Origin of the sequence: Binatus soli (SeqCode), from assembly GCF_050015535.1 — a bacterium.
Classification (GTDB): Bacteria; Desulfobacterota; Binatia; order Binatales; family Binataceae; genus Binatus; species Binatus soli.
Window position 1 is genome coordinate 1 of sequence record NZ_JBEKBF010000022.1, and the last position, 13,802, is coordinate 13,802.

General features: G+C 63.3%; 12 protein-coding genes and 1 pseudogene. 1 reads left to right on the forward strand and 12 read right to left on the reverse strand.

The genetic code is table 11. From position 1 onward, the window contains the following. Nucleotides 1-403: 403 nt before the first annotated feature. The 9 genes and pseudogenes from ABR989_RS15440 to ABR989_RS15480 form a co-directional block, all read right to left on the reverse strand. Nucleotides 404-1,306, reverse strand: coding sequence for a choice-of-anchor D domain-containing protein (locus ABR989_RS15440; RefSeq protein WP_428130206.1), 903 nt, complete (start codon nt 1,304-1,306; stop codon nt 404-406). A gap of 568 nt (nt 1,307-1,874) precedes the next feature. Beyond that, nucleotides 1,875-2,174, reverse strand: a complete 300-nt coding sequence (locus tag ABR989_RS15445) for a hypothetical protein (protein ID WP_428130207.1) — start codon at nt 2,172-2,174, stop codon at nt 1,875-1,877. A gap of 157 nt (nt 2,175-2,331) precedes the next feature. Beyond that, a complete protein-coding gene (locus tag ABR989_RS15450) occupies nt 2,332-2,628 on the reverse strand; it encodes a HigA family addiction module antitoxin (RefSeq protein ID WP_428130277.1) in 297 nt (98 codons plus the stop codon). Between the two features lie 11 nt (nt 2,629-2,639). Further along, the gene (locus ABR989_RS15455) at nt 2,640-2,858 is read right to left on the reverse strand and encodes a type II toxin-antitoxin system RelE/ParE family toxin (protein WP_428130209.1); all 219 of its coding nucleotides are present in this window, start codon (nt 2,856-2,858) and stop codon (nt 2,640-2,642) included. Between the two features lie 433 nt (nt 2,859-3,291). After that, the gene (locus ABR989_RS15460; protein WP_428130211.1) at nt 3,292-6,120 is read right to left on the reverse strand and encodes a molybdopterin-dependent oxidoreductase; all 2,829 of its coding nucleotides are present in this window, start codon (nt 6,118-6,120) and stop codon (nt 3,292-3,294) included. Nucleotides 6,121-6,168: 48 nt separating this feature from the next. Continuing rightward, nucleotides 6,169-7,770, reverse strand: coding sequence for an AMP-binding protein (locus ABR989_RS15465; RefSeq protein ID WP_428130213.1), 1,602 nt, complete (start codon nt 7,768-7,770; stop codon nt 6,169-6,171). A gap of 106 nt (nt 7,771-7,876) precedes the next feature. After that, nucleotides 7,877-8,098, reverse strand: a complete 222-nt coding sequence (locus tag ABR989_RS15470) for a hypothetical protein (protein WP_428130280.1) — start codon at nt 8,096-8,098, stop codon at nt 7,877-7,879. Between the two features lie 100 nt (nt 8,099-8,198). Continuing rightward, nucleotides 8,199-8,552 (reverse strand): annotated as a pseudogene (locus ABR989_RS15475) (alcohol dehydrogenase catalytic domain-containing protein); the annotation flags it as partial. Between the two features lie 2 nt (nt 8,553-8,554). Further along, nucleotides 8,555-8,710, reverse strand: coding sequence for a hypothetical protein (locus tag ABR989_RS15480; protein ID WP_428130214.1), 156 nt, complete (start codon nt 8,708-8,710; stop codon nt 8,555-8,557). Here ABR989_RS15480 and ABR989_RS15485 point away from each other — a divergent pair. Beyond that, complete coding sequence (locus ABR989_RS15485; RefSeq protein WP_428130215.1) at nt 8,710-9,756, forward strand: LysR family transcriptional regulator; 1,047 nt, start codon at nt 8,710-8,712, stop codon at nt 9,754-9,756. The genes ABR989_RS15480 and ABR989_RS15485 overlap by 1 nt on opposite strands. A gap of 45 nt (nt 9,757-9,801) precedes the next feature. Here the strand turns inward: ABR989_RS15485 and ABR989_RS15490 are convergent, their stop codons facing one another. The 3 genes from ABR989_RS15490 to ABR989_RS15500 all read right to left on the reverse strand — a co-directional run bounded on the left by ABR989_RS15490 (nt 9,802) and on the right by ABR989_RS15500 (nt 13,351). Next, on the reverse strand, nt 9,802-11,004 hold the full coding sequence (locus tag ABR989_RS15490) for an acyl-CoA dehydrogenase family protein (RefSeq protein WP_428130216.1): 1,203 nt from the start codon (nt 11,002-11,004) through the stop codon (nt 9,802-9,804). Between the two features lie 107 nt (nt 11,005-11,111). Further along, on the reverse strand, nt 11,112-12,344 hold the full coding sequence (locus ABR989_RS15495) for a thiolase family protein (protein ID WP_428130218.1): 1,233 nt from the start codon (nt 12,342-12,344) through the stop codon (nt 11,112-11,114). A 179-nt stretch (nt 12,345-12,523) separates the two neighbouring features. After that, nucleotides 12,524-13,351, reverse strand: a complete 828-nt coding sequence (locus ABR989_RS15500) for a nitroreductase family protein (RefSeq protein WP_428130219.1) — start codon at nt 13,349-13,351, stop codon at nt 12,524-12,526. Between the last annotated feature and the right edge of the window lie 451 nt (nt 13,352-13,802).

The following is a 13,802-nucleotide window of genomic DNA, read 5'->3' on the forward strand; positions in this document are numbered from 1 at the left end:
GCAGTCTCGGCGCCTTGACACCGGCCGAGTTCGCAGCGCTTAAAGAACAGGAAACGCAACCGCCCGAAGAGGGCCAAACTGCCGGCGGTCTCTACTTATGATTGGCTGGAAATTGGGGAGCACGCCACCGGCTTTGCATTGAACCGGGATTTCCCCTTTTGACTCTCCGATTCCAGCTCCCCTATAGAAGACTCGACGGCCTTCCTTATGGCAAGGCTCCACGCCGGTTTCGTTCCACGATGTTTCCGGCGCCGGCGCGCGACAACGGAGCGCGCTCTTAATACTGGGTGCAGGGCTCAGCCCTGCCCGTTGGCACGGGAGGCCAGTATTAAGCCATTGACAGGGCGCGCGCGACAACGGAGCGCGGCCTTAACATTGGGTGCAGGGGTCACCCCTGCCCTGCCTATTTCTTCTTGGCGGCCTTGCCGGTTCCCGACAGCCCCACTCTCTGCGGCGAGCCGGTCGCGTTGTCATAAATCACCAGGCTTCCAGTCTGCGCCGCCGTGTCCGTCGGACTGAAGGTCACCGATACCTTGCAACTCTTGCCGGGCTCGAGCGTTTCTTCGCATTCCGACTTGACCGCGAATGGCGCGGCGGCCGACTCGCCGGTGATCGACACGGCAATCTTGGATTTCTTGGAACTGTCGTTCATGAGCGTGACCGTCTTGGGCGCGCTGGTAGTTCCGACTTTCACCGTTTTTCCGAATGCCAGCGACGCCGGACTGATCTTCAGCTTGACCGACACTGGCGTCGGTGTCGCAGTCGGGGTTTGAGTGGCGGTGGGCGTGGCCGTCTTGGTAGCAGTCGCGGTTGCCGTGGCTGTCGGCGTGCCGACGGTTTTTGTCGCCGTTGCTGTCGCAGTCGCGGTTGCGGTCGGCGTCGCTGTCACCGTGGGCGTGGCCGTCTTGGTCGCCGTCGCTGTTGCGGTCGGGGTCGGGGTCGCCGTCGGGGTCGTCGCGGTTGCCGTCGCAGTCGGAGTGGGAGTTGCCGTGGCGGGCAAGGTTACTCCTATGTTGCTCGATACCGACGCATCACCGTTCTCCGTATCGGTAATGGTCAGATTGACGAGCGCGCCGTTGGGCGGCGTCGACGTGCCGTTGAGCACCGTCAGGTCAATGATGGCGGAAGTTGATGTTCCAGCGGACACCGAAAAATTGCCGGTGCAGAATTCCTCGCCCGCCCCGTAACCGCCTTCGGAGGTATTCGGCGGAACCAGGTAACAGATATTGGTGAGCTGGGCTGAGCTGGTGAGGTTGGTCACAGTCCACGTGAACACCGCCGCATTCCCGGGACCTACCGGGTTCATCGTCGTGGTCAACGCGTAGGAGAAAACCGGCGATGCGACCGCCGGTGTTGCTGCACGGGGGGACCCTCGTCCGCCACATAGATGCCGGGCACCTGCGTCGACGTCGAATTGGATCTCGTCCCGATGGGCGGCGGCACGGCCGTCTGCGCACGCGGCGTCGTCAGGCTTGCGAAAGCCGGGATCGCCAACGCAGCCGCACAAAAGATCGCGATCACCCCGATGCGCACTTTTCCCCAGGATGCACTCATCCATTCCCTCCCCAGACGAGACGGCCGCCAAGCGACAAATTGTGCCGCTCAGGTTAAACTTTTCCGGAATTTCCGTGCGTGAACCGCTAATCATGGACCCAATGGCCTCCCTATGGCAAGGTTCCGCGCGCCGGTTTTGTTCACACGATGTTTCCGGCGCTGGCGGGAGGAGTGAAAAAGCAAGCTTCGCGTCTGGCGGGCGCACGACGCCCGGAACAACCGCCTCGTCCAATTTGCCCCTCTTAACAGGCCCCTTCGGGTACTCAGGGTAAACTCCGCCCGCCCGAAGCAATGGCCGCGCGCGACAACGGAGCGCGGCCTTAACGGTGGATGCAGGGGTCACCCCTGGCGGACGGCGTGATCCGGTAGAACGTGAGATGGTCGCCGCGGAATTTCTCGATCACTGTGAAGCGCTTTGGATCGGGGAGTTCGGAGTTTGCCGCGTTGCCCTCCTTCCAACTGACCAGCCATCCACCGCCAGCCGATGACACCCGCTGCTCAATAGTCATTCGCGCGGCCGCAGCATCGAATCCCGGAATAGCTATTCGCAGATTGGTTCCCTTGAAGTAGTAATCGAATGGAACTGAGTAATAGCCAAATGGAAATCCGCCTTCAATCATGTCCGGGTGGGCGCGCGCTGCACTGACGAGGAAGGTGCTGTACTGACGTTCAGGAGGGCAGCTGAAAGGAGAGACAGACCGTCGTAGTTATCACACGATAAAAACACAGTCCCCGGACCGGCGCCTGGGTGCGTCTGGTCCGGGGATTTTTTGCGTTTCAGGCAGTCGCCGTGGCAGGGTGACGGCGGACGTGGATTTTGCTTTCGCGCTTGCGCGTGCGGGCGATGTCGTAGGACGACTGCATCCGCATCAGCGTTTCCATTTTCGGGCCGAAAGCCTTTTCGATCCGCAGCGCCATATCGCCGGATAGGTCCGACTTGCCGTTGAGCAGGGTCGACAGCGTCGGGCGCGAAACGCCGAGCGCGGTCGCGGCAGCGGTCACGGAAAGGCCGAGCGGCTCGATAACTTCAGAGCGGATAAATTCGCCGGGGTGCGGCGGGTTCAGCATACGCATGGTTTCCTCCTTCAATGGTAGTCCTCAAGGTTCAAGTCACAGATTTCGTTTTCTTCGATGCGCAACGTCAGCCGCCAGTTCAGCGTGACGTGCAGACTCCAGACGCCCCTGCGGTCGCCGGTCAGCCTGTGGGCTTTCCACACCGGGATCGTTCGCAGTTCGTCTTCGCTTTCCATGTCCTGCAGGAAGGCCAGCATCATACGGAGCTTATTCACGGTCGCGGCCGACACGCCCTTGGGGCTGTCTTCCGCGTAAAGGCGTTTGACGCCCTTGTGAATGATGTTCCGTATCTTCGTGTGATAAGTGTAGCCTAACGGGCTACATCCGTCAATGGTAATCGCCGCGGTTCTCGATCACGAATTGTTACAAAATGGTTAAGAGGCGGCCTTCGATTTTAAGGCTTCAGGCGACCGAACGACCGAGGCCACCCGATCTGACGGTGCTGGCGCGGGCGGGGAGCCTCGCGCCGCAAGAGCGCGGGCTTTTTGACTGCCAACGTTACCGAAGATCACACAGTAGAAGCTTGGAGTGGGCAGTGAGGCCGGTTTGTGCGCAGGTCCCTGGACTGGTCGCGGTAACTCTTCTCGAAGCTGTACCGAGAGTTCGAATCCACCTCTCGCCGCCATGCTGCCGGCGCCGCGAGGCCGCCGGCTGGGGCGATCGCTATCTTTGCGGATTCAAACTTCCGAATTGCTCGGCCCTTTCGAAGTCCACGTTAGTCTGCCGGTCGGACTGCGACGGCGCCCAGTTCCACAGCGTGTACTGGAAGTGACGGTAGCCGCCGGCAAAGTGCAGGCCTTTGGGAGGACCCGGCTCGAGCCCGTCGTGCGGCATCCAGTTCTGGTACTGATAGGGCTCCCAGGCGTGGTAAATCACGATCTGGTCGGGTCGCGTGCACGGGCTCAGCTTGGCCCTGACGATAAACGAGCCGTAGTCGTTGAAGACGCGGATATAATCGTGCTCGGCGATTCCCCTGCCCCTGGCAGCTTCATCATTGACGAACGCGAAAGGCTCTCCGCGATGCAGCTTGAGCATCTCTTCGGACACGACCCAGTTGGAATGGATACTCCAGCGCAGATGGCCACCGGTAAGCCGCATCGCTTGCGAGCCGCCGATGTTGGGCGGTTGCTTGTAGCGCACCAGATGCTCGTCCGCTTCGACGAACCACGGATGGTCGATGTAGAATTGTATTCTGCGCGTGGTGGTTGAATAGGGGACTTTCTGCTCCACTTGGTCGCGAAACGGCGCATGGATATGCCCCGGCACCATGTCGGCGTTCTGCACTACGCTCGCGTGCCAGGTGGGCCGGCCGCTAAGCCATGCGAAGCCGTTCTTGCGCAAGTTGGCCAGGTTCATCTCATCGCCGTCCACACTGGTGAACCATCCCATCTGTCCCAGGGCGTGGTAGGTGTCGTCCAAAAGACGTTCTTCGTCCTGGTTGCTGTCGCCGTAGCGATCGCCGAACGTGGCCCGCCATCCGAGCTCGCGCACGAGGATTTCCCCGTTCCCGGATTTGTAGCGCTCGACCCCGCGCGCCAGGAGGTGAGCCTGAACCTGCTGCAGCAACCCGAGCACGATCTGGCGGTCGGTCTTCGACTCCCCGAGCATCGGCACACTCTGGTCGGTAAAGGCGGTCAGGCGACTCACCGGAAGCGAGAGGCGCATATCGGCGTACTCGTAGAACGACGCGGCCGGCAGCACGTAGTCCGCGTAAAGCCCGCTCGTGCTCCAGCGGGAATCGACCACCACCGCAAGCTCCAGTTTGGACCATAGGTTCTTGAGATAGGTGTTCATGCCGCCGCGATGGCGGCGCAGCGGATTACCTCCCGAAACCAGCACCGCCTTGGGTGGGACGTCGCGGGCTGGGCGCTCGAACCCGTCCCACCATCCCTTGGCCACCGCTTGCTCGGCATATTCGCTGATCTTGCGCGGTGCGTTCGGATCGTTGAGGAACTTGTCCCACACTTCGCGATAGCCGGCGTGGTAAAGCCAGAGGAAAATCGGCGGCGCCGCCGTGCCCGCTGACCGCATCCCTTCGCGCATCGCGCCCAGAGCCGCCTCGGCCGGTGGCATAGTCGGATCCATTTTGAAGTGCGTGCGGTAATTCTCCTGCAGCATCTGCGACAGGTTCACCGCCGTCGTGATCGGGTCGCGCCCCTCCAGCAACTGATTCGGCATCGCGCCGACAAAGGCCGAACCTGCTACCGCTTCGGTGCCGGCCGACCAGCCGAGAATACCTGTGCCGGGTTTGCCGAGGTTGCCGGTCAGGGCCAGGATGTAGCAGTACGAGCGTTCGAGCAGATCGCCATGGTAAAGCTTTCCGGCGTTGGCAATCGAAGCAAAGAACACCTTGCGCGGCGGCTTGACCAGTTCCACCAGCTCGGCGAGCTGCTCGGGATGAATCCCTGAAATTTCGTGGACCTTCTCCGGCGTGTATTCCGCCACTCGTCGCTTGAGGATCGAAAAGACGGTGGTCACGGCTAGCTGACTGCCGTCCTTCAGAGTCACATCGAGCTCGGCCTCGAGCTCGTAATCGCACGCCATCGCGAGCGTGCCCTTGGGCAGCGGCTCAAGCTTGCCGCTTGCGCTGTCGATTACGTAAAACTGCTCGGCGTCGCCTTTCTCCTTGAGGTCCGCCTCGCGCAGGAAGGCCCCGTTATCGGAGCGCACCAACACCGGGGCGTCGGTCTGCTCCTTGACGAACTGCGTGTCGATCCACCCGCGGTCGATCAGGATATTGGCGACGCCAAGCCACAGCGCCGGGTCCGCCGACCAGTTGATCGGCAGCCACATGTCGGCAAACTGGGCGCTCGGATTCTTGTCGGGCAGGATTGCCACGACCTTCGCTCCGCGATAACGCGCCTCCAGCGTGTAGTGGATCTCGGAGATCATCGAGTAAACCGGGTTGCCCTGAGTGATCACGAGCGTGTCGGCGACAAAATAGTTCTCCATTCCCGGACTATGCTGGGATTGGCCGAACGTCAGATATTGGCCGGGGCTGAAGTCGCCGATGAGGAAGTTGACGTCGAGGCCGACGCCGCCCAGGCGCCCCACGAGGCCCGGCATCGACCCTTCGCCGCCGCCGCGCACGATTCCGGGGCCATTGGTCCCGCCGTCGCCAACGATCGCCTGCGCTCCATGGTGCTCGATGATATCGGCCAGCTTGCCGCCGATCTCCTCGAACGCCTGGTCCCAGGAAATTCTCTCCCATTGGCCGCTGCCCCGCTCCCCCTTGCGCTTCATCGGATACAGCACGCGGTCGGGGCCGTACATCGAGCGCGAATGCTGATAGCCCTTCTGACATCCGCGCGGATTGTCGTCGGGCAGGCGGAAGTCGGGATCGTCGAACGCGGGAAGGGTGCATGAGATCTCTTCGCGCACGACCTTTCCGCCCCGCATGTAAACGCGAAACGGGCAGCTGCCCGGCAGGCAATTGACCCGATGCGTGCCCCACCTCCACGAATCCCACTGCCAGTAATTGTCGCCTGTCATCGATCCCTCCGCGGCAGCATTAATCTCATCGTTGCTTCTTGCCTCTCTCTATTTGCGATAGATCCGCGGCCCGTCGGGCGCAAAGCGATCCATCAAGAAGCGCTCCTGCGGCTTTTCGGAGGCCGTCTTGGGAATCTCGTCAACCACCTGCAGGTACGAGGGAACGAAGTTCGGCTCCAGACCCTTCACGCAGGTCGCGAACACGCTGGCGGGATCGAAGCTCCTGGCGTCCACCGGCACGACGGCCGCCACCACGTCCCTCTCGCCCGGCGCACCGGAGGCCGCAGGCACTCCATAGACGAACACGTCGTCCACATGCGGATGCTCGGCAATGACCTTCTCGACGAAACCGGGATTGACGAAGTCGCCGTTGTGGCGAATGCCGCCGCCCTTGCGGAAATCGAAGTAGAACCAGCCGTCGGCGTCGCGATGGCACATGTCGCCGCTGCGCAGCCATCCGCCGCGCGTTTTGCTTTGCGAGGCTTCCTTGTTCTTGAAGTACTCGACCTCGACGCGCTCGCCTGTCGTCGGTCGCGAGATCAACTCGCCGACCACACCGGGCGGGCACTCAATCCCCTGCTCGTCAACGATCTTCATCTCGAGCGTCGGCGGCGGCTTGCCGAAGCTGCCGATAGGGCCGACGCCGATCGGATTGATCGCCAGGCCGCCCTCAACCGCGGCGTAAGCTTCGAGGATCTTCAGGTTGAAGCGCTGCTCGAAGGCTCGCCACAAGGCCGCGGGCATACCGCCGCTCAGCACCATGCGCACCGGGTTGTCGGCATCGTTCGGCTTCGGCGGCTCGCTGTAGATCGCCGTGGCCATGCCGCCGAGCAGGTTGAAGACCGTGCAGCCATGTTCGCGGCAGACGTCCCAGAGGCGCGACTTGGTGAACCGGCGGCTGAACACCGCGCGCAGCTTCATCACCAGCGACGGCGCCAGCGTGACGATCTGGGCGTTCCCGTGGGTCAGCGACAGCCCGTTGTACGGCCGGTCGCCGGGCTGCAAGCCCATCAGGTATCCCATCGCGCTCGCACCGACATAGCGTCCGTTGGCGCACACCACGCCCTTGGGATCCCCCGTCGTCCCCGACGTGTAGATGATCTCCAAAGGATCGCCGGGTGTATCGACCCGCGCCGTGACGTACCGCTCCGGTGTGTCGAGGATCGGAGCGAACGGCTCCGCCCCCGGTACCTCGGCTGTGCGCATGCTGTCGGGCTCCTCGCGCGACTCGAGCACGAGAATCCACTCTAGCTTGGGCAGGTCGCTGCGCACCGCAGCCACCTGCGCCAGCGCGTAATCGGCGCATACGATCCCGCGGCATTCGGAGTTGCGCAGCGTATAGGCGAGCTTCTCTCCCCTGGTGCGCGGATCGATCGGCACGAACACGCCGCCGCTGAGCGACGCCGCCACCATCGTCTCGATGAACTCCGGGTGGTTGCGCATCATCAAGCCGAAGCGATCGCCCTTGCCGAGCCCCTTGGCCATGAGACCGGCGGCGATGCGATTGCCATTCATCCAGAGATCGGCGTAGGTACGCACTTCGTGAGGGCGCACGCCGCCGCCGTCGAAGGTGACCACGTCGAAGTCTGGCGCCTGTTCCGCACGCGCCGCGATCAGATCTGCCAGGATCAACTCGTTGCGTTCTCGCATGGCCTATCCCCGCTAAGTGATGCGCCCTCGGCTCGCTATAGCTTCTCCGCTGTAATCAACGCCGGCGCCCCGTTGGTGCCCTCCTCGATCAACCAGGCACACGTCCTCACCTGGCCGCCATCTCTACCACGATCCGCTGCGGGTCGCCTCGCTTTGTGCGCAGCATCTCGAGCCCCTCGGCGACTTGGTCCAAACGAAGGCGGTGCGAGACCGACGCCTCGACGTTGATGATGCCGGTGTCTTCGAGGCGGAAGATCTCCTCGAGGTCGCGTTGGTGCGAGCCGAAGCTGCCCGGCACGGCACGCGAGCGCGTGATACGGGCTGGCAACGCAGTCGGTCGACACGGCCGCGGCCACCAGCGACACTCCGTCCGGCACGCGCACCAGTGTGCCGGCGGGCACCCGGATCGCTTCCGCGAACGCTCCGTCGATATGCAGGCCGGGCGCTACTAAATGAGGACAGCAGTTCGGATGGCCCGACACGCAGACGCGGCACGTGCCGCAGCCAGCACCGAGATGCAACGCCACGCGATCCCCTGGTTGCCAATCGCGAACGCCCACCCCGATTGTTTCGACGATCCCAGCGGGCTCGTGCCCGAGTGTAAAGGGCAGCCCGGCTGGGACCGGCATGCCTTCGAGGAAGTGCACGTCGGAGCCACAGATGCCGCAGGCGGCGACCCTGACCACAACGTCGCCCGGGCCGGGCACCGGATACGGGACCTCCTCGATCTTGATTTCGGTCCCGGGTCCGTAGAACCGGGCGGCTTGCATGCGGTGGTTCATCGTCAACTATTCATCCTGGCCCGCAAACTTCTCGCGCCTAAGAGCAGACGCGCCAGACTGGCGAGCGTCTCCTTTTCTTCGGTTTCTTCCATGTGACCACGCGCATCGCCGATGCATTCCCGCCAAGGATTGTCGCCCGGATAGATATTCCTGTCCAATGGTATTTTTTGATATCGATATGCTTATTGGCTATAGTGCGCTCTGGGAGGATTCCGACGTGGACATGCGGCAAGTACATCACCTGGTTGCGGTGGTTGAGCACGGCAACATGCTGCGCGCCGCAAGCGCCATACACATCTCCCAACCAGCGCTGAGCAAGAGCATTCAGAACCTGGAGGCAGAGCTGGGCGTGCGGCTGCTCGAGCGCAGCCCGCGCGGCGTCTCGCCGACGATCTACGGCACGACTCTCCTCAAGCACGCCCGCTTACTGCTCAACCAGAGAGAACAGGCTGTGGCGGAGATCGAGGCGATCAAGGATGGGCATCTCGGCCACTTGCGCCTGGGGGTAGCAAACTTCGCCATTGACTTCCTCCCGGCGGTGCTGGCGAAGCTGCTCTCCTCGAGGCCGGGCCTGTCCTTCGACATCGTTGACGGTACCTACGAAGGGTTGACTGCACTCGTGCGCGAGGGCGCGCTCGATGCAGTTGTGAGCGGGCTGCCACCTCTGCATCAGGCGGAGGATCTGGTCCACCAGGAGCTTACCGCCACAGAATTCGTGCGCGTCTGCCGGCCCGACTATCGGCCGTTTCAACAGCCGGAAGTGTCGACCGAAACGCTCGGCAAAGCGCGATGGATCCTCCCGAACCGGCCGCAGGCCATCATCGATTTGTGGGAGCTGACGTTCCGGGAGGTGCGCGTGACCCCGCCGAAGCCGGTGCTCCAGTCCGCCTCGATGATGTTCATCAAAGCCATGCTGATGGAGGGACAGTTCCTGACGGTGCTCCCCCGCGGCATCGTGGCGCCCGAGGTGGCGAGCGGGAGCCTGAAGGCGAATGCGCTCCATCACCCCTTCGCGATGGTCAAAGAGGGCATCATTTACCGCGCCGGCGGCGTGCAGCCACCCGCGCTCTTTGCGTTGATCGAGGCGATCCGGGCCGAGTCCAGCGGCAGCACCGGCGCGGGCCTCTCGCACGCAACCCGGCGCCACGCGAGGCGCTATCGCAAAGGAGCCTCTTCACCGCATTCTCGCCGTCGCTTGCGGTGAGGCGTTGCCAAGCAGCATCCGGGAAAATCGCGCCTGACCCGCCCGCTACAAGCTCTCAGCAGCCACCAGGCTCAGGAGATCGTTGCAGCCGTCCTCGATCATCGAGGCGCGGGCGTCGCGCATCAGCTTTTCGATCGGGTACTCGCGGGAGAGCCCGTTGCCCCCGAAGATTTGCAGCGCGCTGCTCGCGACCTCGAAGGCCGTGTTCGTCGAGGTGACCTTCGACGCGACCGCCAGATGCAGCTTCGGCGGCGTGTTGAGCGCGTTGTAGAGCGTGACCTGCCGGCTGAGCGCCCGGGCTGCCTGGACCTTCCGGAACATCTCGAACAGGCGCAGCTTCACGCTCTGGTGCTGGAAGATCGGCACTCCTCCCTGCACCCGCTGCTTCGCGTAGTCGATGGCGAGATCCAGCGCGGCCTGCGCCACGCCGACGAAGGTCGAGCCCATCCCGCCGTTCGCCATACTCAGGATCATCTCGGTCGCGAACCCGTACGCATCCGGCGGGATCACCATGTAGTCCGCGGGGATGCGCACCTGGTCGAAGAATATCTCCCCCTGATTCAGCGCGCGCTGTCCGATCTTGTTCAGCGGCTTGCCCTTCGACACGCCGGGGACATCGAGCGGCACGACGAACCCGGCGTCGGCGCGTTTCCCGTCGCCCATGTCCACCGCGCAGAACATCGCGGCGGCCTGAGCGATGGTTCCGTTCGAGACCCAGGCCGACTTCTGCCCGCTCAGCACGAAGGAGTCGCCGTCCTTGCGCGCGATGCAGTTGGGCCGGCCCGGCGCCTCAACGCCCGGCCTGTTCATGTAGTAGATCAAATCGCTGCCGTGGTCCGGCTCGGTGCCTGCCCAGCAGCCGATGCAGTCCTCGGCGCTGAAGCGCTCGATCACCTCGGGCTTCCCGGACATCTGGGCCATCATCCGCGGGAAGCCGGAAACGCCCAAGGCGATCGCCAGCCCCGCGTCACCCCAGCCCATCTCTTCGCTGATGATGCAGCGCAGTTTCGCCTGCTGTGCGGGCGTCAAGCCGCTGTTGGGAGCCGCGAGATCGGCGATGCCCAGCGCGCGATGTTTCTTGAACACGTCCCAGAGGATGGAATCCCTGGCGATGACGTCCTTGGGGTCCGCCATCGCGTCGAGCTTGGCGCCCGCCGGTCGCAAGACCTGCTCGGCAAATCTGCGAACCATATCCCGAACGGATCGCTCTCCCTCCGTCAGATCTGCTTCGTAGTCGATTCTGGCCATAGTACCCTCCCAAGCTGACCGCGCCTGTCGGTCGCGATGTTCACACTCACCTCAGTATGGTCGGAGCGTTTTCCTGAAACGCCGTAGTCACGCGTTGAGATCGCCAGCTAGCGGACCAGGATCGTTACGCACATCGAGGCCGCTTCCCTGCCCACGACTCCGCCCCCGTTGTGTGCCAGGGCCACTCTTGCGCCCTGGGCCTGCCGCTTGCCGCATCGGCCTTGCAGCTGCTCGGTGAGCTCGACGATCTGGGCAACTCCGGTCGCGCCAACAGGGTGTCCCTTGCGCAGCAGGCCGCCGGAGGTGTTCACCGGCAGGCGGCCTCCGAGCTTGGTCGTGCCTTCGTCGATCAGCTTGCCCCCGCCGCCCCTCTGACACAGACCGAGCGACTCGTAGGCGATTATCTCGGCTATGGCCGAGGCATCGTGGACCTCCACGACTCCCAGATCCTTGGGACCGAGGCTTGCCTCCTCGTAGGCTTCACTCGCGCAGAGCGTGGACGAGTCCAACGCCCCGGCCTCATGGTCCCACCCGGAGTGCAGGACGCTGGCAGCCACGCGCACCGGGCTCTCCAGGCCGAGCTGGCGCGCCTTGCGCTCGCTCACTAACACAACCGCGGCGGCGCCGTCGCCGATCGGAGAGCACATCGGCCGGGTGAGCGGCTCGTCGATCATGGGTGCGGCGAGCACCTGCTCGACCGTCATCACCTCACGGAACTGGGCCCGCGGATTGAGGCTGCCGTGAATGGAGTTCTTGACCGAGACCCCGGCGAGTTGCTCGACGGTCGTCCCGTATTGGCGCATGTGAGCTCGCGCCACGCTCGCGTAAAAGTCCATGGCGACCGAACGCTTCTTATCCGTGCCACCGTCCTTGGATGCAGCTGCGCTGGGTGATGCGTCCGCATGAAAGCGGGCCAAAGCCGACTCCAGCTCCTCGACGTCCATCCCGCCGGCCAGCGCCGCGAAGGTCCGCGCCTTGTCCGGATGGTAGAGCTTCTCCACACCGAGAGCGAGGACCACGTCGTAGCATCCGGTCGTGACCATCGTGCAAGCCTGCTGGAAGGCGGTCGAGCCGCTTCCGCAGGCATTATCGACGTTGATGACGGGGATGCGTCCGATGCCGATCGAACGCAAGATCACCTGACCGCGGACGCACTCCTGCCCCGTGATGAGACCGGCCATCGCGTTGCCGACGTAGGCCGCCTCGAGATCTGCGGCCTTGAGGCCGCAATCTTCGAGCGCCGCCGCAACGGCCTCCGCACCCAAGGCCTTGAGCCCGGTCTCCATGTGCTTTCCGAACCGGGTCATACCGACCCCAGCCACAATTGCTTTCATTCTCATGCTGTCCTCCTAATACACGGCGCTTTCCGAGCGATCCAGCGCGTCTTCGAAGAGCTCGCAATCGACCTCGATGTAGCGGTCGAAGAACAGGGCTGCCGCACAATGGGGCTGCGGGAGATGGAGCGGGCCCGCGCCACTTGGCTGTATGACTCAAACACCTGTGACAAGCAGTTGCCCGCCTACGATTCCCCTCCCGACTGAAAGCCGCTGAGCTGCCGCTCCTCCTCAATCCCGAGGGCGCGCACGACGTGCTTCAACTCCTCATCCCGCCACGGAAGAGGAGCAGCCTCCTGGATTAGCTTGGCTTGCTTCAACTCCTGCACGGTCTGGGGATCCGGCCGCATGGGCCGACCGTACTCCATCTCGAAGAACAGGCTCTCGAACGGCGCCTTGACAGTCTGCCCGCCCGCCGCGGCGGACTCAGCCGGGTAGCCCACCGACATGATGCAAACGATGGTAGCCGTCTCTGGCAGCTTCAAGAGCTTGTTGACCTTGTCGAGCATCATGGGGCCGCTCATCAAGCACGTCCCCAGCCCCTCATCGTAAGCCACCAAAGTGGCCTGGGCGACGGCCTGTCCGAGGTCCATGAACGCCAGCGGCGCCACGGCAGCTTGTTTCCACATCGCCGTGAACAACGGTCGAAGAGACTTGTCGATCTGCTGCTTGGTCGCCTCGGTGTCGGAGCCAAGCCGTCTGGTTTCGGCGAGACCCTTGAGGTCGCTGATCCACTTGTTGGCCTCGTACGCCGCCGCGTCCGAGTACCACACGATGAAGCAAGGCGCCGTCTGCATCTGCTGGTAGCCCAGCGGCGGAGTGAGCGCCTTGAGCAGCTCGGGGGATGCCTGGTCCCTCCAGACGACGATGGCCCGCGTGTTGTTGACGTTGCCCACGCACGAGGCGCGCCGAGCCGCCTCCAGCATCTTCTGAATCTTCGCTCGCTCCACCGGCCGGTATGGCCAGTAAAAACGAATCGAGCGCCGCCAACCTATGACCTCTTTCAATTCCACGTGATTTCCTCCTCACAAGGCTGTCGCCTGCGCCGGCGCGATGGCAGAGATGCCGGCGGTCCTCGCTCGTCTCGCCGGGCGCGGTTGCGTCCTTCTCATCGGCGTCTTCACTCCCTTATCGCGCGGACAGATATTTCTGTCCAACCGTATTTTTTGATATGGCTATGCCTTTCAGTTATAATGGTCGCCGCGCGGAAGTTGTCCACCACGACCGTAAGGTTGATCAGGGCGACGCTGAGCGTCGTTTTTCAGTCGGCCGTCGACGACCGGATCATCGACCGAAATCCCGTTGCGTCGGCGCGGACATCTCGGCGAAGCCGCAAAGCGAGGGCCGCAAATCGAGTTGCCGTCGCTAAGGAACGTGTCTTCACAGAAGCCCAGCAGATCGCAATCTTGTCATGGTGCAGCGAGCACGACCAGGAACTTCACGATCTGTTTTTCCTGGTGCTTC